This window comes from Thermoleptolyngbya sp. M55_K2018_002 (assembly GCF_015295965.1).
Lineage (GTDB): Bacteria > Cyanobacteriota > Cyanobacteriia > Elainellales > Elainellaceae > Thermoleptolyngbya > Thermoleptolyngbya sichuanensis.
Genome location: NZ_DVEA01000266.1, coordinates 1 through 23,036, shown reverse-complemented (window position 1 = coordinate 23,036; position 23,036 = coordinate 1). Strand labels below are relative to the sequence as shown.

At 56.6% G+C, this 23,036-nt stretch carries 14 protein-coding genes; 6 read left to right on the top strand and 8 right to left on the bottom strand.

Going from position 1 to position 23,036, the window contains the following annotated elements:
- Positions 1–193: 193 nt before the first annotated feature.
- The 5 genes from rpsT to IGS51_RS13510 all read left to right on the top strand — a co-directional run bounded on the left by rpsT (position 194) and on the right by IGS51_RS13510 (position 11,890).
- Positions 194–496 carry a 30S ribosomal protein S20 gene (gene rpsT / locus IGS51_RS13530; protein WP_068511214.1) on the top strand — a complete coding sequence of 101 codons (303 nt, stop codon included), beginning with the start codon at positions 194–196 and terminating at the stop codon, positions 494–496.
- Between the two features lie 210 nt (positions 497–706).
- Positions 707–1,558 carry a TatD family hydrolase gene (locus IGS51_RS13525; RefSeq protein WP_297078907.1) on the top strand — a complete coding sequence of 284 codons (852 nt, stop codon included), beginning with the start codon at positions 707–709 and terminating at the stop codon, positions 1,556–1,558.
- 739 nt (positions 1,559–2,297) lie between these two features.
- A complete protein-coding gene (rpoB, locus tag IGS51_RS13520; RefSeq protein ID WP_297078905.1) occupies positions 2,298–5,591 on the top strand; it encodes a DNA-directed RNA polymerase subunit beta in 3,294 nt (1,097 codons plus the stop codon).
- A 190-nt stretch (positions 5,592–5,781) separates the two neighbouring features.
- The gene (locus IGS51_RS13515) at positions 5,782–7,656 is read left to right on the top strand and encodes a DNA-directed RNA polymerase subunit gamma (protein WP_297078903.1); all 1,875 of its coding nucleotides are present in this window, start codon (positions 5,782–5,784) and stop codon (positions 7,654–7,656) included.
- Positions 7,657–7,885: 229 nt separating this feature from the next.
- Positions 7,886–11,890 (top strand): DNA-directed RNA polymerase subunit beta', encoded by a 4,005-nt coding sequence (locus tag IGS51_RS13510; protein ID WP_297078901.1) that lies wholly within the window; start codon positions 7,886–7,888, stop codon positions 11,888–11,890.
- A gap of 227 nt (positions 11,891–12,117) precedes the next feature.
- Here the strand turns inward: IGS51_RS13510 and IGS51_RS13505 are convergent, their stop codons facing one another.
- From IGS51_RS13505 to IGS51_RS13495, 3 genes are all read right to left on the bottom strand, one after another.
- Complete coding sequence (locus tag IGS51_RS13505) at positions 12,118–12,576, bottom strand: DUF3531 family protein (RefSeq protein ID WP_297078900.1); 459 nt, start codon at positions 12,574–12,576, stop codon at positions 12,118–12,120.
- 252 nt (positions 12,577–12,828) lie between these two features.
- Positions 12,829–13,986, bottom strand: coding sequence for a quinone-dependent dihydroorotate dehydrogenase (locus IGS51_RS13500; RefSeq protein ID WP_367279337.1), 1,158 nt, complete (start codon positions 13,984–13,986; stop codon positions 12,829–12,831).
- Positions 13,987–14,284: 298 nt separating this feature from the next.
- Positions 14,285–14,869 (bottom strand): hypothetical protein, encoded by a 585-nt coding sequence (locus IGS51_RS13495; RefSeq protein WP_297078897.1) that lies wholly within the window; start codon positions 14,867–14,869, stop codon positions 14,285–14,287.
- A 424-nt stretch (positions 14,870–15,293) separates the two neighbouring features.
- Between IGS51_RS13495 and IGS51_RS13490 the strand changes: the two genes are divergently transcribed.
- Entirely contained in the window at positions 15,294–15,587 is a 294-nt protein-coding gene (locus tag IGS51_RS13490) for a hypothetical protein (protein WP_367279336.1), read from the top strand.
- Between the two features lie 35 nt (positions 15,588–15,622).
- Here the strand turns inward: IGS51_RS13490 and IGS51_RS13485 are convergent, their stop codons facing one another.
- The 5 genes from IGS51_RS13485 to ligA all read right to left on the bottom strand — a co-directional run.
- A complete protein-coding gene (locus IGS51_RS13485; protein ID WP_297078894.1) occupies positions 15,623–17,299 on the bottom strand; it encodes an RluA family pseudouridine synthase in 1,677 nt (558 codons plus the stop codon).
- Positions 17,300–17,309: 10 nt separating this feature from the next.
- Complete coding sequence (msrA, locus tag IGS51_RS13480; RefSeq protein WP_297078892.1) at positions 17,310–17,966, bottom strand: peptide-methionine (S)-S-oxide reductase MsrA; 657 nt, start codon at positions 17,964–17,966, stop codon at positions 17,310–17,312.
- A 526-nt stretch (positions 17,967–18,492) separates the two neighbouring features.
- Complete coding sequence (locus IGS51_RS13475) at positions 18,493–19,092, bottom strand: hypothetical protein (RefSeq protein ID WP_297078890.1); 600 nt, start codon at positions 19,090–19,092, stop codon at positions 18,493–18,495.
- A gap of 126 nt (positions 19,093–19,218) precedes the next feature.
- Positions 19,219–21,096: an alpha/beta hydrolase gene (locus IGS51_RS13470; RefSeq protein WP_297078888.1), complete on the bottom strand. Its 1,878-nt coding sequence runs from the start codon at positions 21,094–21,096 to the stop codon at positions 19,219–19,221.
- 37 nt (positions 21,097–21,133) lie between these two features.
- Positions 21,134–23,036 (bottom strand): NAD-dependent DNA ligase LigA (ligA, locus tag IGS51_RS13465; protein ID WP_297078887.1); only part of this gene is annotated, 1,903 nt, incomplete at its 5' end.

Below are 23,036 nucleotides of genomic sequence, written 5' to 3'. Positions count from 1 at the left end.
CGCTCGTTGGAGGAAAACCGGACTGCCATTGAGTGCCTATGGGTACGACCTATCTCTAGATTAGCGGGATTTTTAGCGGATTAGTGTAGCCGTGAGCTAGATTTATAGGGAGTGGTTCTAGCATATTGGTGAGTTATTCGCTAGAATAGGTAGCTGCCGAAATTTTGTAGCCTTTACCCAATAGAGACAAACTGTGGCAAATATTAAGTCTGCGATTAAGCGGGTTCAGATTGCAGAGCGCAACCGACTGCACAATAAATCTTACAAGTCTGCGGTGAAGACCCTGATGAAGCGATATTTCACCACGGTCAACGAATATGCGGCCAACCCAACGCCGGAGCTAGAGAAAGAAGTGGGCGATCGCCTAGCGGCCGCCTACAGCAAAATTGACAAAGCAGTGAAGCGGGGCGTGATTCACCCCAATACGGGGGCACGGCGGAAGGCTCGGCTAGCCAAGGCGCTAAAGTCTCAAACGGAGACAGCCGCCAAAGCTTAGATAAAGCCTGGATGAAGCTTAGATCTAGGTTGCTCGAACCTGTCCAATGTATCCCGCCATGCGGGTCAGTAATGGTTTGTGGATGAGCTTTCAGGGCATTGGCCAGTTTAGATTAGATTGGCCCAGGCTGGGCCAGTCCCTATAACGTCCGAGAGCATCACGTCTCACACCTAGCCTTTCTTGTCGGCCCTCGCGGGTGGCTCTATCGCTGTGACCCAACTTCCTCCGCTCATCGACACCCACGTTCATCTCAACTTTGAGAGCTTTCAGCCCGATTTGCTGGAGGTGGCTCAGGGCTGGCGGGCGGCGGGTGTGGTGCAGTTGGTTCACTCTTGCGTCGAGCCTGCCGAGTTTGACGCAATTCGGGCGATCGCCGATCAGTTTCCAGAGATTTCCTTCGCGGTCGGGTTGCACCCGCTGGATGCCGATCGGTGGACTGCGACGATGGCTGACGAAATTCGCACTCTGGCCCGCTCGGATCATCGAGTCGTAGCAATTGGCGAAATGGGGCTGGATTTTTACAAGGCGGATAATCGGGCGCTTCAGTTTGAGGTGTTCGAGACGCAGATCCGGCTTGCACAAGAGCTAAACTTGCCCGTTATCATCCATTGCCGGAATGCGGCCAGCGACATGGCGGCGCTCCTGCGCCAGATCTGGGCGGTGGATGGGCCCGTTCGGGGCGTGATGCACTGCTGGAGCGGCACCCCAGAAGAAACCGACTGGTTTCTAGAATTGGGGTTCTATATCAGCTTTAGCGGCATTGTCACGTTCAAGAACGCAAGCCAGGTACAGGCTTCGGCTCAGCGAGTTCCGGGCGATCGCCTCCTCATCGAAACCGACTGTCCATTTCTGACTCCCGTTCCCAAGCGGGGCGAACGGCGCAATCAGCCAGCCTTTGTTCGCTATGTGGCGGAGCGTGTGGCGGAATTGCGGGGAGAATCCCTGGAGGCGATCGCCCACCAGACAACCCAGAACGCCCGTCGCCTGTTCCGCCTCGATGTTCCAGCCTCAGATCCCGCGTGGGCATCTCCGGATTGGCTGCCGTCCCTGTCTTCACCCTGAATGTCCTAGCGACAATTCTTAGCGTGTTGCAGATTCCATCCCGCTAGCAGCCCTAGCAAAAGTTTGTCAAGAGGGATTTGCGAAAAACTGGACACGGATTAGGCGACATGCGTCATAATCTTATAGGGGTTGCGTATAGCATCGCAGGGTTGCTGATGGTGTGCGGCTCCGCTGCTCTAGACTCAGCGCGCCGTTTCTTGGCTCCCTTGCCACCTTGCTGACAATCGGTTAGATTCAGATTTCTTATATAAATGCTTCTCTATTTTTCTTTCTGCCGATATGCCCTTTGGCGCAACTCTCTCATCCACGGGTTGCATTGCCCCTCGCGGCAACTCTCCCAACTTCGCTCACCTGCCCTTCCGCTAGCCCGCCCAGCTTAGCTCATTCAGCCGATTTGAGATTCAACTTGATACCGTTCAGCATTGTTCAGCCTGTTCAGCCTGAAGTTGTCCCTGTCAGGACATTGACCTTGCCCTACCTCGAGCTTTCCCCTGAGTTCGATTGGCTCACCGAGACGGTTTGGAGAGCCTTTGCGTCCACGCAAGCCCCTGTTTTCTGCTAGTTCAGAACTCAGGAACTTGTGTGGCGATCGCCGTTTCACGTCATCTTAGCTCATCTCGGCATTGGGAATTCCCTATTCTCGCCTGTTCCTTGAGCCTGCAAACCCCTGACCGCGCTTTTGACCCTACTGCCTTGCTCTCTGGGATGCTCCCCAGAATTGACCTGTTCGAGGAGACGCATGACTACACAAGCCACTGCCAACTTTACGCTGCCCGATTTGGTCGAAATCCAGCGTGCAAGCTTCCGCTGGTTCTTGGAAGAAGGACTGATTGAAGAGCTAGATAGCTTTTCTCCTATCACGGATTACACGGGCAAGCTCGAACTCCATTTCTTGGGCAAAGACTATAAGCTGAAACGCCCCAAGTATGACGTAGACGAGGCTAAGCGGCGAGACAGCACCTACGCCGTTCAGATGTATGTGCCCACTCGTCTGATTAATAAAGAAACCGGCGAGATCAAAGAACAGGAAGTTTTTATTGGCGACCTGCCGCTGATGACCGATCGGGGTACGTTTATCATCAACGGGGCCGAGCGCGTTATCGTCAACCAGATCGTCCGCAGCCCCGGTGTTTACTACAAAGCAGAAACGGACAAGAACGGTCGCCGCACCTACAACGCCAGCCTGATCCCCAACCGGGGGGCCTGGCTAAAGTTCGAGACAGACAAAAATGACCTCGTGTGGGTTCGCATTGACAAAACCCGCAAGCTCTCTGCTCAAGTGCTGCTGAAGGCGCTGGGTTTGAGCGATGGCGAAATCTTTGACGCGCTGCGCCATCCCGAATATTTCCAAAAAACCATCGACAAGGAAGGGCAGTTCAGCGAAGAAGAAGCCCTGATGGAGCTATATCGCAAGCTGCGCCCTGGTGAACCGCCCACGGTGTCCGGCGGTCAGCAATTGCTCGACTCCCGCTTCTTTGATCCCAAGCGGTATGACTTGGGCCGCGTCGGACGTTACAAGCTCAACAAGAAACTGCGGCTCAGTGTGCCCGAAACCACGCGCGTGCTAACTCCGCAGGACATCCTGGCGGCTATTGACTACCTGATCAACCTGGAATTTGACATTGGCATGGTGGACGACATCGACCACCTGGGCAACCGCCGGGTTCGCTCGGTGGGCGAACTGCTGCAAAACCAGGTGCGAGTTGGTCTGAACCGTCTGGAGCGGATTATCCGGGAGCGGATGACCGTATCGGATGCCGACACGCTAACCCCTGCTTCGCTGGTTAACCCCAAACCGCTGGTGGCCGCGATCAAGGAGTTCTTTGGCTCCTCGCAGCTTTCGCAGTTCATGGATCAGACCAATCCGCTGGCGGAGTTGACCCACAAGCGTCGCCTCAGCGCCCTAGGCCCTGGCGGTCTGACGCGAGAGCGGGCGGGCTTTGCGGTGCGTGATATCCACCCCTCTCACTATGGACGCATTTGCCCCATCGAAACGCCAGAAGGCCCAAACGCAGGCTTGATTGGCTCTCTGGCAACCCACGCCCGCGTCAATCCCTACGGGTTTATCGAAACCCCTTTTTACGAGGTCAAAGAGGGTCGGGTGCTGAAGGATAAGCCGCCCGTCTATATGACGGCGGATGAGGAGGATGACCTGCGGGTGGCTCCCGGAGATGTGTCGGTTGATGAAGACGGCTACATCATGGGCGAGCAAGTGCCCGTCCGCTATCGCCGAGACTTTACGACCACCACGCCAGCCGAAGTGGACTATGTGGCGATTTCTCCAGTGCAAATTATCTCGGTGGCGACCTCTCTCATTCCGTTCCTGGAGCATGACGATGCGAACCGCGCCCTGATGGGATCAAACATGCAGCGTCAGGCAGTGCCCCTGCTGCGTCCTGAGCGACCGCTGGTGGGAACGGGACTAGAAGCCCAGACTGCCCGCGACTCTGGCATGGTGATTGTCAACCAGTTTGACGGTGAGGTGTCCTACGTGGATGCAAACCGTATTCGGGTGCGCGGCGAAAACGGTAAGGAGAAGGAATACATCCTGCAAAAATACCAGCGCTCGAACCAGGATACCTGCTTGAACCAGCGCCCGATTGTCAATGTGGGCGATCGCGTCGTGGCGGGTCAGGTTTTGGCGGATGGCTCTGCGGCCGAAGGCGGTGAAATCGCGCTGGGTCAGAACATCCTGGTGGCCTACATGCCCTGGGAAGGCTACAACTACGAAGATGCGATTCTGATCAGCGAACGCCTGGTCTACGACGACGTGTACACCTCAATCCACATTGAAAAATACGAGATTGAGGCTCGCCAAACGAAGCTGGGTCCCGAAGAAATCACTCGCGAAATTCCCAACGTGGGGGAAGACGCGCTGCGCCAGCTTGACGAAACGGGCATCATCCGGATTGGAGCCTGGGTAGAAGCAGGGGACATTCTGGTGGGCAAGGTGACCCCCAAGGGCGAATCGGATCAGCCGCCGGAAGAAAAGCTGCTGCGGGCCATCTTTGGCGAAAAGGCGCGGGATGTGCGAGACAACTCGCTGCGCGTGCCGAATGGCGAAAAGGGTCGCGTGGTGGACGTGCGGGTGTTTACCCGTGAGCAGGGCGACGAACTGCCTCCTGGGGCAAACATGGTGGTGCGCGTCTATGTGGCGCAAAAGCGCAAGATTCAGGTCGGCGACAAGATGGCGGGTCGCCACGGCAACAAGGGGATTATTTCCCGGATTTTGCCGCTGGAGGATATGCCCTACCTGCCCGACGGTCGTCCAGTTGACATTGTGCTGAACCCGCTGGGCGTGCCGTCTCGGATGAATGTGGGTCAGGTATTTGAGTGTCTGATGGGCTGGGCCGCAGAAAACCTGGGGGTGCGGTTCAAGATGACTCCGTTTGACGAAATGTACGGACAGGAAGCCTCGCGGCTGACCACCCACGCCAAGCTGCAAGAGGCCGCAGAAAAGACCGGCCAGCCCTGGGTGTTTAATCCCGATAATCCGGGCAAAATCCAGGTCTACGACGGGCGCACGGGCGAACCCTTTGACCAGCCTGTGACCGTGGGCAAGGCTTATATGCTGAAGCTGGTTCACCTGGTGGACGACAAGATCCACGCCCGCTCGACGGGCCCGTACTCGCTGGTGACGCAGCAGCCTCTAGGCGGCAAGGCGCAGCAGGGGGGGCAGCGGTTTGGCGAGATGGAGGTGTGGGCACTGGAGGCCTTTGGTTCTGCCTACATCCTGCAAGAGCTGCTGACGGTGAAATCCGACGACATGCAGGGCCGAAACGAAGCGCTGAATGCCATCGTGAAGGGCAAGGCGATCCCCCGTCCGGGTACGCCGGAATCCTTTAAGGTGCTGATGCGCGAGTTGCAGTCGCTCTGTTTGGATATTGCGGCGCACAAGCTGCAAACCCAGGAAGACGGTACCAGCCGCGATGTGGAAATTGACCTGATGGCCGATGTCAGCAGTCGCCGTGCGCCATCGCGCCCCACCTACGAGTCGATTTCGCGGGACGAGATGGACGACAGCGACGAGTAGCCGTCAGAATGGCCGTTGCGCGATCGCCCCGCTCGAATCTGACAAGAACCGGGGACTGGGCGATCGCCTCTCCAGTCTCTACCCTTGCAACTCTACTCCCAGCAGGCTGTTCCGGTTTGTCACTCGCCTGCACCCTCAATACGCTTTTTAAGCTTTACGCGCCTCATCGTTACAGAAGGAAGGACTACGAATGCCCAAAATCGAACAGCGGTTTGACTACGTGAAGATTGGGCTGGCCTCGCCAGAGCGGATTCGCCAATGGGGTGAGCGCACCCTGCCAAATGGACAGGTCGTAGGCGAAGTCACCAAGCCAGAAACGATTAACTACCGCACCCTCAAGCCGGAAATGGACGGCTTGTTCTGTGAGCGGATTTTTGGCCCCGCTAAAGACTGGGAGTGTCACTGCGGCAAATACAAGCGGGTGCGCCACCGGGGCATCGTGTGCGAACGCTGCGGCGTGGAAGTGACGGAATCTCGCGTCCGCCGCCACCGCATGGGCTACATCAAGCTAGCGGCTCCCGTGGCCCACGTCTGGTATCTCAAGGGCATTCCCAGCTACATGGCGATTTTGCTCGATATGCCGCTGCGGGACGTGGAGCAGATTGTCTACTTCAACTCCTACGTGGTTCTCAGCCCCGGCAACGCCGAAAACCTTAGCTACAAGCAACTGCTGACGGAAGACCAGTGGATTGAGATCGAAGATCAGCTCTATAGCGAAGATTCTCAGCTCACTGGGGTTGAAGTGGGCATTGGTGCAGAAGCGCTGCAACGACTGCTAGGAGACCTGGATTTGGAGAAAGAAGCTGAGCAGCTCCGCGAAGAAATCGCCACGGCCAAAGGGCAAAAACGCGCCAAGCTGATCAAGCGGCTGCGGGTGATCGACAACTTCATCGCTACCCAGTCCAAGCCGGAGTGGATGGTGCTGGATGTGATTCCGGTGATTCCGCCAGATCTGCGCCCGATGGTGCAACTGGACGGCGGTCGCTTTGCCACCTCCGACCTGAATGATTTGTATCGCCGGGTGATCAACCGGAACAACCGTCTGGCTCGGCTTCAGGAAATTCTGGCTCCGGAAATCATCGTCCGCAACGAAAAGCGGATGCTGCAAGAAGCCGTAGACGCGCTGATCGACAATGGACGGCGCGGCCGCACCGTGGTCGGAGCTAACAACCGCCCGCTGAAATCCCTGTCGGACATCATCGAAGGGAAACAGGGTCGCTTCCGCCAAAACCTGCTGGGTAAGCGGGTAGACTACTCCGGTCGTTCGGTTATTGTGGTCGGCCCCAAGCTCAAGATTCACCAATGCGGTCTGCCAAAGGAAATGGCCATCGAGCTGTTTCAGCCCTTTGTGATCCACCGCCTGATTCGTCAGGGCTTGGTGAACAATATCAAAGCGGCGAAGAAGCTGATTCAGCGCAACGATCCCCAGATTTGGGATGTGCTGGAAGAGGTCATCGACGGCCACCCCGTGCTGCTAAACCGTGCCCCAACGCTGCACCGTCTGGGGATTCAGGCCTTTGAACCCATTCTGGTAGACGGTCGAGCAATTCAGCTTCACCCGCTGGTGTGTCCGGCCTTTAACGCAGACTTCGACGGCGACCAGATGGCGGTTCACGTCCCTCTCTCGCTAGAAGCCCAGGCCGAAGCGCGTCTGCTGATGCTGGCATCGAACAATATCCTCTCCCCAGCCACGGGTCGCCCGATCGTCACCCCCAGCCAGGACATGGTGTTGGGCTGCTACTATCTGACCGCAGAAAACCCCAATGCTACTAAGGGCAAGGATCGCTACTTCTCCAGCCTGGAGGATGTGATCGTTGCCTATGAGCAGCAGCAGGTTGATTTGCACGCCTACGTTTGGGTGCGGTTTGACGGCGATGTGGAGTCGCCAGAGGCGGACAATGAGCCGATTGAGGAGCAGCGCTCCGAAGACGGCATTGTCACGAAGCTCTATAAGTATCGCCGCGTCCGGGAAGATGCCGAGGGCAACCAGGTGTCTCAATATATTCGCACGACCCCGGGCCGCATTATCTACCACAAGACGATCCAGGAAGCGCTCGTCAGCTAGGGCCGTTGACGGCGATCGCCCTCCAGTCCCTCTCGCAACTTTACTCGCAACTTGAGATGAGCAGCAGATCAGCAGCGTCAGGGTTGGGGGTGGGCGGTGAAGGGCGATCGCCCTACAGGGCTTCTTGATCCATTCGTTTCCGGTTTCGCGGGCTGCACCTTGGTGTAGCTGCCAGACAGCCACCCAGTATTGCTAACCTTTTTGAGTTCTGAAGGGCGGGACATCATCTATGACAGAGCAAAGTTCGATTCAAAGATCCGAAAAGCCCGTCGTGTTTCGCAATCGCGTGATCGATAAAAAGCAGTTGCGGCGACTGATTGCCTGGGCCTTCACCCACTACGGGACTGCCCGCACAGCACAGGTAGCCGACGAGCTAAAGGATTTGGGCTTCAAGTTTGCTACGCGGGCGGGGGTGTCGATTAGTGTAGACGACTTGCAGGTTCCGCCCAGCAAGCGCAAACTGCTCGACGAAGCCGAGGACGAAATCCGCAAAACCGAGGAGCGCTATACTCGCGGCGACATTACTGAAGTAGAGCGCTTCCAGAAGGTCATCGACACCTGGAACAGCACCAACGAAGACCTAACCAGCGCGGTGGTTCGCAACTTCCGCGAGAGCAACCCGCTCAACTCGGTCTACATGATGGCGTTTTCTGGCGCACGGGGAAACATCTCTCAGGTGCGTCAGTTGGTGGGGATGCGCGGCCTGATGGCCAATCCGCAGGGGGAAATTATTGACCTGCCTATTAAGACCAACTTCCGCGAAGGGCTGACGGTGACAGAGTACATCATTTCCTCCTACGGGGCGCGGAAAGGACTGGTGGACACAGCGCTGCGGACGGCAGACTCCGGGTATCTCACCCGTCGTCTGGTGGACGTATCGCAGGACGTGATTATTCGGGAACTAGACTGCAACACGGAGCGCGGCATTCCCATCCGCAGCATGACAGACGGGGAGCGGGTGCTGATTCCTCTGAAGGATCGGCTGCTGGGTCGCGTGCCTGCGGAGGATGTGATTCATCCCGAAACGGGTGAAGTTATTGTTCCTCGCAACGAGCCAATTTCCGACGATATGGCGGAGGAAATTGGTCGGGCTAAGGTAGAGCAGGTGGTCGTGCGATCGCCCCTCACTTGCCAAGCCTCTCGTTCCGTTTGCCAGCGCTGCTATGGCTGGAGCCTGGCCCACGCCTACCTGGTGGACATGGGCGAAGCCGTGGGCATCATTGCGGCGCAGTCGATTGGCGAACCGGGGACGCAGCTGACTATGCGGACGTTCCACACGGGCGGCACGGTCACAGGCGAACAGGCTCCGACCATCCGCGCCAGCTTCAACGGCACAGTTCACCTGAAGCTAAAGCGTAAGGACGAAGTGCTGCGCTCTCGCCCCTTCCGCACCCGCCACGGCGAAGACGCGCTGATTATCGAGTCGCCCTCGGTAGAAGTGATCGTGGAACAAGGCAGCCGCAAGGAGTCCCACACGATTACTCAGGGTTCCATCCTGTTTGCCCAGGAAGGCGAGTCGGTCGTGGCCGATCAAATCCTGGCAGAACTGCCCGCGACGGGGCGTGTCCGCAAGGTGACGGAAAAAGCCAGTAAGGACGTGGCTTCTGACCTGGCTGGCGAGGTGAAATTTGCCGACCTCGTGCCCGAAGAGAAGCGCGATCGCCAGGGCAACATCACTCGCATTGCCCAGCGGGGCGGCTTGCTGTGGGTGCTGTCGGGCGAGGTGTATAACCTGCCACCGGGCGCAGAACCTGTTGTAAAGAATGGCGATCGCGTCGAAGCCAACAGCATCCTCGCCAAGACCAAGCTGATCACTGAAAACGGCGGAACGGTGCGCCTGCCCCAGGATGGCGAAGGCAAAGCGGGGCGCGAAGTCGAAATCATCACCGCGTCGGTGCTGCTGGATCAGGCCCGCGTCATTGCCGAAAGCCAGCAAGGCCGCGAACACTACATCATCGAAACCCAGCACAACCAGCGGTTCTCCCTGATTGCCACACCCGGCACCAAGGTGGTGAACAAGCAAGTCGTGGCAGAACTGATTGACGACCGCTACCACACCCAGACGGGCGGCATCATCAAGTTCTCTGGCATCGAGCTAGAGAAGCGCGGCAAAGCCAAACAGGGCTATGAAGTCGTCAAGGGCGGCACGATTCTCTGGATTCCTGAAGAATCCCACGAGGTGAACAAAGACATTTCGCTGCTGCTGGTCGAAGACGGGCAGTTTGTGGAAGCGGGCACCGAAGTGGTCAAAGACATCTTCTGCCAGAGCAGCGGCGTAGTCGAAGTGACCCAAAAGAACGACATTCTGCGGGAAATCGTGATCAAGCCCGGCGAACTGCACATGGTTGACAACCCGGAAGCCGTCATGAGTCGCAACGGCACGATCGCCAACCCCGGCGAAGAACTGCTGCCCGGTCTTGAACTGACGGATCTGCGCTATGTCGAATATGTCGATTCGCCCGAAGGCCCAGCACTGCTGCTGCGTCCGGTGACGGAGTTTGCTGTGCCCGACGAGCCTTCAGTGCCCAGCCAGTCTTCGACCAGCGAGGAGTCGGGTCGCGCGATCCAACTCCGGGCAGTGCAGCGAACGATGTATAAGGACGGGGAGCGCGTCAAGTCGGTCGAAGGGCTGGAACTGCTGCGGACTCAGCTAGTGCTGGAGATTGATCAAGATGCACAACTGGCTGCGGATATTGAGCTAGTGCCTGATGAATCTGATCCTGAACTGCTGCGCCTCCAGTTGGTGATTCTGGAATCGCTGGTGATTCGTCGCGACGTGCCCGCCGACCAGACCCAGGGCAGCACGCTAACCACGCTGCTGGTGAAAGACGGGGATCAAATCTCGCCAGGAGACGAAGTGGCCCGCACCGAGATCCTGTGTAAGGAAGGGGGCGAGGTGCGCGGCGTGGGCAGCAACGAATCAGCCCGCCGGATTCTGGTCGTTCGCGAGTCGGACAAGCTGACCGTCGAGACGGAGGGCAAGTCCCCCACTGTGAAAGCGGGCGACCTGCTGGTGGCTGGAGCGGCGATCGCCGATGGTGTGGTCGCTCAAGAATCGGGGCAAGTTCTGTCGGTCAGCGATTCCCAGGTGCAACTGCGACTGGCACGCCCCTATCGCGTGTCGGCGGGTGCCGTGCTGCACATCGACGACGGTGATTTGGTGCAACGGGGCGACAACCTGGTGCTGCTGGTGTTTGAACGCGCCAAGACCGGAGACATCATCCAGGGTCTACCCCGGATTGAGGAACTGCTGGAAGCCCGCAAGCCCAAAGAAGCCTGCGTATTGGCGCGGCGACCGGGCACGGCGCAGGTGGTCTACAGCGACGACGACACCGTGCAGGTGAAGGTCGTCGAAGCGGACGGCGTAATCACCGAGTATCCCATCGGCCCGGGTCAAAACATGCTGATCATCGACGGGCAGGAAGTGGGTGCCGCAGAACCGCTGACGGACGGACCTGCCAACCCCCACGAAATCCTGGAGATCTTCTTTGATCTGCATCGGGAAACGCTGGGCGTTCACGAAGCCTCGCTGATCAGCCTGGAGAAGGTGCAAACCTTCCTGGTAAACGAAGTGCAGTCGGTGTATCAATCACAGGGGATCGAAATTTCGGATAAGCACATCGAGGTAATTGTGCGCCAGATGACCTCCAAGGCGCGGATCGATGACGGGGGCGACACCACCATGCTGCCGGGTGAACTGGTGGAACTGCACCAGATTCAGCAGGTGAACGAGGCGATGTCGATTACGGGCGGTGCGCCAGCGGAATATACCCCGGTGCTGCTGGGGATCACCAAGGCCTCGCTGAACACCGACAGCTTTATCTCGGCCGCCAGCTTCCAGGAAACGACTCGTGTGCTGACTGAAGCAGCGATCGAAGGCAAGTCGGACTGGCTGCGGGGTCTGAAGGAAAACGTGATCATTGGTCGTCTGATTCCAGCGGGCACGGGCTTCAATGCCTACGAAGAGTCCACTAGCGTTGACCTCGACGCGCTGGACGACATGGGACTAAGTGATGTGGTGCTGGATGACCTGACCGCCCGCAGCTATGACCTAGACAGCGGCTTTGACGTGTTTCCGCCGCCGGAAGGTCTGGGAATGCGAGAAGGGACTGAGTTTCCGCGCCCGTCGCACGGCTTTGGTGACGATGCCTTCTCTGGTGTCCTTGAGGACGATGAGCTGGCCGACGATTACGCCGACGACGATGATGAGGATGACGACGAGGACGAAGACTAGGGCATAGGAGAAGCATAGAGTGCCTGCAAAGTGCTTCTCCTAGCTCAAATGCCAAGTCCAAGCGCCCAGTTCAAATCTCAAATTCAAACCAAATTCAAAAAGGGGGAGATGGATTGCCTTCATCTCCCCCTTTTTGCTAAATGCCTTTGCTAAATCCGTAGATGGCTTAAAACCAACCGCCTGCCTCAATTCACCCGCCTTAATTCACCCGCCTTAATTCACCCGCCTCAATTGTTGTAGTTTTCGTCTACAAAGCCGGGGTTGCTGCGGGCGGGAATTTTCCAGTCTGCGTTTTCACCGCCAATAATAACCCGCTCGATCGTCACATAGTCCTTGCTGAACTGCTTCAGACTGTTGATTAATACGTCCAGCGCCAGGGCATCGCTCGTCCCCATATCGATCCAACAGCGGGCCCAGTTGCCTTCATACTCCACCTCGCCCATGTTGTGCATGAGCGACATGAGGCTTTCATCGGCCTGGTCATTGTCGTAGTCCAGATAGCTGATATCCAGCCCAGTATCCTGAACCTGCAAGTTTTCGGCATTGAACCCGCCCAGCTTGCCCAGGAAAAACCAGGAGTTAAAAATCTCATCGATGTATTGCTGCTCCATTGCAGAAGGCGGCAGCGTGAATTCTAGCCAAATCCACAGGTTGAAAAAGTCGCATTCTCGAAATTCGACGCGCATGGGGACTAGGTGGAGTATTAGAGATTGGAGTATTAGAGAAATGAGGTGAGAAGAAAGGTGCATCTCACGCCTCATTCAGCATACGACTTTCAGGACTTACGCAGTTGGACAATTTCTCATCAGTTGCGCCCGCTAGAAATTGTCCGAAATCCAAAAAGCTTATCGCAAGCGCATAAGTCCTGGACTTTCTAACTTTCTAAATGAGCTAAATGAGTCATCTCTGCAAAGAGTTCTGCAAAGAGTTTGGGTTTTTCAAGCCTTGCACCCGATCGCCCTTTCGATGTGGCTCAAACCGTGCGCCTCTAGTTTTTGGGCGAGGCCGTCGAGGATGCGGCGCACCATCCACGGTCCTTCATAAAACCAGCCCGTGTAGACCTGTACCAGGCTTGCGCCAGCGGTAATTTTTTCCCAGGCATCCTCAGCGGTGAAAATGCCGCCAACCCCAATGATGGGCAGAGTCCCGCTGGTCTTCTGATAAATCAGCCGGATGATTTCGGTGGAGCGCTGGCGGAGGGGTGCGCCGCTGATGCCGCCGGCCTCTTCTGTGAGCAGTTTCCCCGTTGCAGCGAGGCGTTGGGTGTGGAGGCGATCGCGCTGAACGGTTGTATTGGTCGCGATGATCCCCGCCAGGTGATGGGTTTGGCAGAGGGCAAGAATATCGGCGATCGCCTCCTCGTTGAGATCCGGCGCAATCTTCACCAGCAGAGGTTTTTGCCCTGCATTTTCTTGCTGCAATAGCCCCAAAATGCGGTCAAGCTGGTCGGCATCCTGGAGCGATCGTAATCCAGGCGTGTTGGGCGAAGACACATTCACCACAAAGTAATTGCCGCAATTCTGAAGCAGCCGGAAACTGCCAAGATAATCCTCCGCCGCAGACTCCAGCGGGGTCACTTTGGACTTGCCCAGATTAATCCCCAAGGGGAATCGCAACGCAGAGGGGTCAGCATCTTGAAGGGGCATGGCAGACGCACTCAGGCGGGCAGCCATCGCAGCGGCTCCTTCATTATTAAACCCCATGCAGTTGAGCGCCGCCAAATCTTGAGGCAGGCGGAACAGGCGGGGGCGGGGATTTCCGGGCTGGGCATGGAGCGTGACAGTGCCGAGTTCCGCAAAGCCAAAGCCAAAATCCTGCCACAGGTGGGCGACCCGTCCGTCCTTATCGAATCCAGCCGCCAGCCCCACCGGATTCTGAAAACTCAGGCCCCAGAGCGTTTGGCTGAGGGCAGGATGGGCGCTGCAAAAGGCCCGCCGACCCTGCTGCCGCACCCAGGAGGCCAGCGGCGGATTGCGGGTTGCGTCTGCCTCGGCAAGCCCGCTAAGTGTGTCGATGAGCCGACGGTGTAGCCATTCTGGGTCGGCCCGCAGCCCGCCAAACAGCAGCGGACGTAGCCCCTGTTTATAAAGATCCACTTTATAAAGCTCCACGGATGTTTCCTTGGTGCTAAATCGTCAGGCTTCCCTGCAAGAGCATTCTGCCGAATCACAAATTGCGATTAAGCCACTTGTGATTAAGCCACTTGTGATTCGGTCACTTGTGATTAAGCCACTTGTGATTAAGCCACTTGTGATTAAGCCACTTGTGATTCGGTCACTTGTGATTAAGCCACAAAGCAAGAATTCAAGCAGGAAATCTCGCTAGAAAATCTCACTGTATCAAGCGACGATTCAACAATCAATCTTGAGGCTTGGCAAAACTCTTGCAAAACCATTAGCGCCCCCCAAACTGAGTGGGGATGAGTCCATAGGCATGGCTCACAAGCTGCACGTTCGGGCCGTGCATCTGCCAAACCAGCAGTTCCTCTCGGTTAGAACGCTGACCGTGAACCCATAAATGAACGCGGATAAACTCATTCGCCTGATGATCGGATGGGAGCCATTCCCAGCCGAGGATCTCGAACGCACTTGTTCTGCCAGAGTTGCGCTGAATCGCGTCACAGTACATTAAGAAATGAGGCAGTGAATTGGCTTTTTGAAACGTTTCACTAGACTGTTCATAAACAGAAAGACAGTCTGCCTGGTTGACTTGAGCATGAAATTTTTGAATCGCTGCTGTAATTTTATCTTGCTTTATTTTTAGATTTGTAATGTCCAGGAATTGATACTTAGCAGTAATTTCTGGTTTACAGCTAAAGGAGCCATTCGTAATATTAAATGAGCAGTTTTTTATCCCCAGCGAGGCTTCTCCGCGAAAGACCGCAAATAGCCCAGAAATAATCGAAGGCACAACAAACACGATGAAGAAGAGGGTTCCCAAGCAGCCCAAGCAGCTTGTTGTTCCAGAAGATTGAGCCATAAAACCTTGCGGGCGATCGCCAAACTCTACCAGCCAGAACCTATTGCCAAACCCTGAGGAACCTATACGGCCTACTCCAGTTTATTTCTAGTAAAGTTTATTTCTAGTAAAGTTTATTTCTAGTAAAGCCTCATGCCATGAGAGGATGTTTGAAAAGTCCTACTGTTTGTAGCAAAGCGTGCCGATCCCCCTAAATCCCCCTTAAAAAGGGGGACTTTAAGGCGGTTTCCCCCCTTTTTAAGGGGGGCTAGGGGGGATCTCTGAGTGCTTAACATTACAGGCGATACCTTTTCAAACACCCTCCGAGACGGCAGACGGTTATTTCAAGACGGTTATTGCAATATGTAGCATTCTGTCAGCAGGGTTCCCAAGATGCCCTAAGCTAGTTAAGGTTTTTACTACTCAAACTACCGTCGTGTCTGAACTGCTCTACACGGGTTTACGCGAAGGGATACAGGGAGCGTTGTGGCTGGTGCATTTGGTGCTGGTTCCAGTTTGTTTTGTGGTGGCTTGGGGCATGGTGGGGCTGGTGGCCTGGAACCTAATTTCGGCAGGGCGAGACGGGCTGGCCCAGGCGCAACAAATGCACAAGATTCCCTGTTCTGAATGTCGATTTTTTACGGGCGATTATCACTTGAAATGCACGGTACATCCGGAGCGAGCGCTGTCGGAAGAGGCGATGAATTGTGCAGACTACGAGCCGCAAAGGTGGGGATAATTTTAGAGTGGGGGTAATTCTAGAACGGTACTGGTTTAGAACGGTACTGAAGCTTTGAGCGTTAGCGTTTCATGCGTTTGCGGATGCTTGACCGTTATCTGGTGAGCGTGCAGATGGAGCCGGGGCGCGTGTGTTGGACAACCGTAGAGGCGATCGCCCAAAATCGGCATTCCCAAACCCGCCGCGTCTGCCGCATGAACCCGAAGCTGATGCGTGCGCCCGGTCACAGGCACTAGCTCAACCCGACTGCGCCATACCCCATCGAATTCACAGCGTTCCTGTCTGAGCAGGCGCACTTGGGTCTGGCTGGGCTTGCCCCGCTGCCAATCGACCTGCTGCCGGGGACGCTCGGCCGGGTCTCCCCACAGCGGCAGACAAATTTCATCAGGAACGGACGCTAGACGGCCGGATAGCAGCGCTTCGTAGACCTTTTTCACCTGGCGCTGCTGAAACTGCTGATGGAGCGCCCGGTGAGTTTCTGCGTCTTTTGCCAGCAGCAGCACGCCAGAGGTATCTTGATCGAGCCGATGCGCGGGATAGAGCCGTGAGTGGGTTGAGAGTCGGGCGATCGCGCTATCTTGTCCATAGCGACCGGGCACCGACAGCAGTCCGCTGGGCTTGTGGACAGCCAGCAGCCACGGGTCTTCGTATAGAATCCCTAGCGGTTCCGGCGCAGCGGTCTTCAATACCTGAGCCGACAAGCCCGACAGCAAGAACCCCATCAGCGGCTGACAGCGCTCTGCACAGGCTTCATAAAACTGTCCTTGCACCCGATGCTCTCGCGCAGGCGACGGCCCCCACCAAAACTCCGCCAGGGCAATCGGCGTTAGTCCGTGGGTTGCTGCATAATGCAGAAGCTTTGGGGCGCAGCAATCGCCCGTCCCGGTGGGCAAAAAACCAGACGGCATCAGCGCTTGCAGGGGTCGAGAGTCGCCTGCAAAGTTGGTGAGATGATGAGCGGTGTAAAATTCTGCCTGGAGTTGTCGAGATAGACTTTTGCGCTGCTGTTTCAGTTCTGCAATCCGTGCGTTTGCCTGGTCAATTTCTTGCCGTAGTGGATGCAGGACGGCATTCCACTTTACTTTCAAGTTTCGGCGCTCGATGCCATCCTGCTGGCTTTCATGATTCAGCGCCTGGAGTGCGATCGCCACTGTGTCGTCTTCAGGGCGCTGGCGTAGCTGCTTCCGAGTGCGATCGCGGGCTTGCTTCCGATTCTGGTGCAGATCCGAAAGCTGCTTTAGTTCATAGTCAAACTTGAGTTTTTCAGCATGATAAACCTGACGAACCGGCAGGGTTTCTAGCTGGATCAATTCTTGCTTGATTGCTTGCAGCGCATTCAGCGTTTCCAGTTCCAATGCAGCAATGCGATCGCGCCCTGGAATTGGCGGAACCCATCCTTCTTTTGTGCTGCTGCCATTGAGCAATCCAGAAAACGCTTTGAGAAAATACAGTTCATCAGCCTGCGCTTTGACGAGCAAAACGCCGTACATCTTGCCTTCACGGTTGCAGTCCTCACAGGCTGCGAGTTCCTGCATAAGAGCGTGGGCGATCGCCTCTGCAAGGCGGGTTCGGGGCAGATACAGCCACCTGCCCGAACGCCGACACGCTCCACCATACCAGCCCGTCACAGTTGCATCTGTAAGAGACGCTTTGGCGCAGGATGGTAGCGGGTGGAGCGTGCGGGCGATCGCTTCAGAATACAGGCTTAGCAAGGCTCACAAGCTATACACTGGCGGTCGTCGGCGGGTAGCAGACCTTGGTGCCGCCCAGTCCGCAATAGCCCCCCGGATTTTTGGCAAGATACTGCTGATGATAGTCCTCCGCGTAATAGAACTCTGGCGCATCCAGAATTTCAGTGGTGATGCTGCCATAGCCTTCTGATTTGAGCGCAGCCTGATAGCGCTGGAGAGAGGCTTCGGCGGCTTGCCGCTGGGCCTCAGAATAAACGTAAATTCCAGAGCGATACTGCGTGCCTACGTCATTCCCTTGGCGCATTCCTTGGGTGGGGTCGTGGCTTTCCCAAAACACCTTGAGCAGGTCTTCGTAGGAAATCACCGACGGGTCGTATACGACGCGCACGACTTCGTTGTGCCCCGTCAGACCGCTGCACACTTCCTGATAAGTGGGGTTGGGCGTGATGCCCGCTGCGTAGCCCACGGACGTGCTGTATACGCCCTCCTGCTGCCAAAACTTTCGCTCTGCGCCCCAAAAACAGCCCAGCCCAAACAGCGCTAGCTCCATCCCGTCGGGGAATGGGGGCTGAAGCGGGTTGCCGTTGACGAAGTGGCGATTTTGAACCTGCATTGGCTGCGATCGCCCCGGCAAAGCCTCTTCAGAAGTCGGCAGCGCCAGCTTTTTACCAAACCCAAATAGCACCATAGTGGTTTACCAACTGTCTCTAGAAGTGTGCAAGAGAAGCATACGGATCATTTTCAATAAGAAGTAAAAGTCCAGCAGAACGACCCAGCGGTTTAATCAAGCACTGCCAAATCAGGGGCGCAGAGAATTCATACTTCTTTACTTCTTCTCTCATAGTACCGCAACAATAAAACACTGGAAAATACTAGAGAAAGAAGCCCTGCCCCCAAAAAGCGATCGCCCTCTAATCCTTTACGCTCCCTACATCCTAGCCTCCTTGACCCAGAGTGCTGCTGGGAGTGACCTAAGAATCCCATGAGAACTCGGGCAGGATAAGCCTCTCTCCCCAATCATCTCGCTTTCAATTTTTCTAGAGAGTTTTGTGTTAGAAATTGCTCAACCAGAGAGTCTTTGAACGAATCCCAAATCCAATCAGTCAATGAACACAAAACATCAAACCAAAAACCCTATGCTGCCCGCGGCGTAGGCGGCGCAAGGTCTTAAGAGATGATTTTTAATTTGGTCTACCTACGTTTAGAAGAGAGTTTTACAACAGCAACTCCAACGGTGCCACAGGAACCAGTTGAATGCTGTCCAGGCTGATAGCGTGCCCATACTGATGTACCCCCAGCACTGTCCCTATGGCATCTGTATCCAGATTAGTCTCAGCCACTGCAATCTTTTTCGAGACCAGCTTCAAATCTATCAATTCACTTAAAGGAGAATTCTGAAAAGGATCAAAGAGAAGCTCATCATTTAGCTCAAATCGGAATGGCACTTCTCCCAGACCGTCTGCCAAAAGGTGATCAATATTACTAACTACGCCAACATTACTAACTACGCCAGCCACGATGTCATATGCACCCAGCACATGCCCAATCAGTTCATTAAGAAGCGTGTTTCCGGACTCGATATACATCGTGTTTGCCGTCAATCCATCCTCAATAGTGACAGAAATCGAGCTTTTTTCACCAATCTGATAGGTTGGAGAATCGACAGCAGTGATATTAATCGTAAAGGTCTCGCTGCCTTCAACTAATCCATCTCTGACAATCTGAATTGGAATTCCAGAAGCAGAGAATCCGCTCGGAAGTGATGCGGTGTCGGTGTAAATGCCTGTGCCTTCCCCACCATTTGGCGATCGCACTGATCTCTTTTAATACATTTCGATCTCCGTAATAGCACCAGGAAACCGTTCGCCACAAGTCATCAGCAGTCGGATAAGTGCATCACGGCTTTGCAAAGCTGCAAACTAAGCTGAGGCAAGCCTTACTCAGGGTTTCCGAGCATTCGCCTGGGCAAGTTGATCGGGAGTGAAGCGCTCCACAATGCTAAGGGGTAGCTGGTCATCCTGGAGTTGCTCGATGTAGCGGGCGCTGAGAAACGGGAGATAGGTATCGTCCTGATTCAGATAGGTTTGGAAAAAGGCGAGGCTGACGGTGCGGAGATAGTAATGGGCGATCGCCGGATCGGGGCCCACGACTTCCGGCGGCAGGTTAACCGCTACATTGTCTTCTGCGGGTACATCGATCGCGGAAAAGTGGGTCGCGTTTTGCAGCAGCAGCAGATAGCGGTGGGGTGTCGTCAGCCAGGTAAAGGGCGTAATTTGCTCCGGCAGCGCAGGGGTAACCGTATCGGCTCCGCTGGCAACGATCAGCGTGGGGACATCTAGCGCCGCATAGCCTTCTTCCCCAAACAGGCTGCTGCCCAGGGTGTTGATGGCGATAATGGCTTTTACCCTGGGGTCGCGCAGGTTGTTGGAATCCAGCACCCAGTTTTGCAGGCGACATTGCAGCAGCAGCGACAGGTTCAGGGTTTCATCAAGCTTGCATTCCTGGTTTAGCCGACTGAGATCAATCGGGGTGCCCGCGATGGCAAAGGCTGTGTAGCCACCGAGCGACTGTCCAACCACGCCCACTTGCTCGGTATCGATCAAGTTCTTGAACCGGGGGTCCCGCTCTAGCGTGTTGAGTAGACAGGTAATGTCCTGGGGGCGCTGGACAAATTCAGCGGGTTCGGTTTCGTTGCGAACAATCCCATCGATCAGGTCTTCTAGGCGTTTGGTGTTGCTGCCGGGGTGTTCTGGCACCGCAACCGCAAAGCCATAGGACGCGAGATGTTGGGCAATGTAGCTGAAGGTGAGACGATTTGAGCCTAGCCCGTGGGAGATGACCACCAGCGGCATGGCAGTGGGCGGCTGATTTTGACGATCTGCGACAGGCAGGTATAGATCGACCTCCAGCGGGCGATTGCCAAAGCGTCGTCCTGTATAAACCAGGCTATGATCCGCAGGGGAATACAGACTGGCGGGGGCACTTAAACAGCCGCGAAACTGTTCCTGCGTGAGGGTCTGAAGCGAAACCGTGTAGCGGCCGGGACGCACCGGATTGATCTGGGACGTGGAAACCACTGGCTCTAGGCGGGCATTGTCTTCGGAAATCAGGGCGATCGCATCAATGGCCTGCTTGGTCTGGTTCACCAACCGCTCGATGGACGAAATAATAGAAAACGCGCGGGTCAGGTCAATCCGCATCGTGTCTACTGGAAAATGCTCCAGCACGTTGAGCGGCGTTAGACCGTTTTCTCCATCGGCCGCCGCCAGCACCAGGGCCGACCGCAGTGCCCGCTTGCCCGACAGGTTTGACCCGGTGCGAACGACTTCGCCCAGCCGTTGTAGCAACAGTTCGCCCTGGTCGGAATAGAGAAACTGGGACACGGCCCAGGGGGTCAGGTTTAGCTCCAGCCGGGTTTTGAGGAGTTGTTCGAGCTGTTGGAGTTGTTCTTCTGTGGCATAGTGTCGGGCATAAACCCGCAGATTTTCGGTATAGCGCCCTTCTTCGGCATAAATCCGCAGAGCGCGGACGGAAATTGAGCGCTCAAACGGCCCCAGCGACACCAGCACCCGCTCGGCTGCGCGGAGGGGCGGGGCGACGAGCGCTAGGGGCAGAGCAAAGGCGGATGCAAGCAGGGCCCGCCGCCAGCGTTTATTGCTGCAAATGCGATGTCTGGGGTGGCATTGTGGCGATCGCCCGACCCTCAGCCCGCGTGCGCCTTTATTGCCAACCTGCTGGCCAGCCACGCCCACAATCCATCGGCGCAGGCAGCGTCGAACGGACAGGGCAGACGAAAACAAACCAGGAGGCACGGGCATCGGTCAGGAGTTGGCGTAGGTCGGCTTTGGAAAACGCTCAGGGCGAAGCTCCCTCCGAATTTGACAGTAATTTGAGGAGATCCGCCTCTGACAATTGGGTGATTTTTAGGGCGATCGCCTTTTCCAATTTTGACCCCGCGTCTTCACCCACGACCACGAAATCAGTCTTCTTGCTAACGGAACTCGTCACCTTGCCGCCCGCCGCTTTAATCCGTTCAGCGGCTTCATCCCGTTTCAGCGTGGGCAGGGTTCCCGTCAGCACAAAGGTTTTGCCTGCCAGCGTTTGGGGTTTGTCAGATGCAGGTTTCGCCTCGCCTGCCAGAGTCAGCCCTGCCGCCCGCAGCCGCTCCACGAGCGCTTGGTTGGCGGGCACGCGGAACCACTGATAGACCGACCGGGCGATTTCCGGGCCAATGCCGTAGACAGCGGCAATGTCCGATTCTTCAGCGGCGGCCAGGGCTTCGACAGTTGGAAAGGCTTCGGCCAGCGTTTGCGCGTTGACTGCGCCGACGTGCCGAATACCCAGCCCAAACAGGACGCGCCACCAGGGTTGGGTTTTGGATTGGGCGATCGCCCTAACTAGATTTTCAGCGGATTTTTTGCCCATCCGGTCAATGCCGATTAGTTGCTCCGCCGTCAGGTCATACAGGTCGGCAACGCTGTTCAACAAGCCGCGATCGCCCAACTGCTGCACCCACTTCTCGCCCAGCCCGTTGATATCGAGCGCCTGCCGCGAGGCCCAATGCACCAGGGAACCGCGCACGATCGCCGGACAGGATGAATTCACGCAGCGGGTGACGGCCTCCTCTTCCGGGCGCACCAGGGGCTGCCTGCACACCGGACAATGGGTCGGCAGTTGAAACGGTTCCGCCCCGGCGGGTCGCAGTTCCGGCAGCACGCGCACCACTTCGGGAATGATTTCGCCCGCCTTTCGCACAATCACCGTATCGCCCACGCGCACATCCAGCGCCGCGATGAAGTCGGCATTATGCAGCGTCGCCCGCGAAACAGTCGTGCCTGCAAGCTGCACTGGGGCCAGTTCTGCAACAGGCGTGACCGCGCCCGTCCGCCCCACCTGCACGGAGATGCCCTGCACGACGGTCGGCGCTTCTTCGGCGGGATACTTGAGGGCGATCGCCCAGCGCGGAAACTTTTGGGTAAAGCCCAGCCGTTCCTGCAACGCCAGCCCGTTCAGCTTGATTACCAGCCCGTCGGTGAGGTAAGGCAGGTCAAACCGGGCCTGCTCCCAGTGGTCGGCAAACTGGCGCACCTCCTCCAAGGATTCGCACAGCTTGCGGTTCGGATTCACCCGAAAGCCGAGCGTTTGCAGCAAATCCAGCGCTTCCCACTGAGACGCAGGCTTAGGGAAATCCCCATCTCCTACAAGATGCAGCGTGTAGGCAAAAAAGTCGAGCCGCCGCCGGGCCACAATGCGCGAATCCAACTGGCGCAGGGTTCCCGCCGCCGCGTTGCGCGGATTGGCAAACAGCGCCTCGCCCGCCTCTTCTCGCTCTTGATTAATCTGCTGAAACACGTCCAGCGGCAAAAACGCCTCGCCCCGCACCTCCACCACGGGCGGCAGGTGTTCGCCCTTCAGCCGCAGCGGAATCGAGCGAATCGTCCGCACGTTGGGCGTAATGTCTTCCCCCGTCACGCCATCGCCCCGCGTCGCCCCGCGCACCAGCAGCCCGTTTTCGTAGGTCAGCGCCAGGGCTGAGCCGTCAATTTTCAACTCGCAAACATAGGCCGAGTCGGGCAGTGCGGGCTGGGCCTCAGAAACGGTTGCATAATAGCGTCGCCAGCGCGTGTCCCAGGTGGCAACTTCTGCCAGGTTGAAGGCGTTTTCCAGGCTGTAGAGCGGAATATTGTGGCGGACGGAGGTGAATTGGCTGGAGGGGCGATCGCCCACATTCCAGACCCAGCTTGATGCAGGACAAATC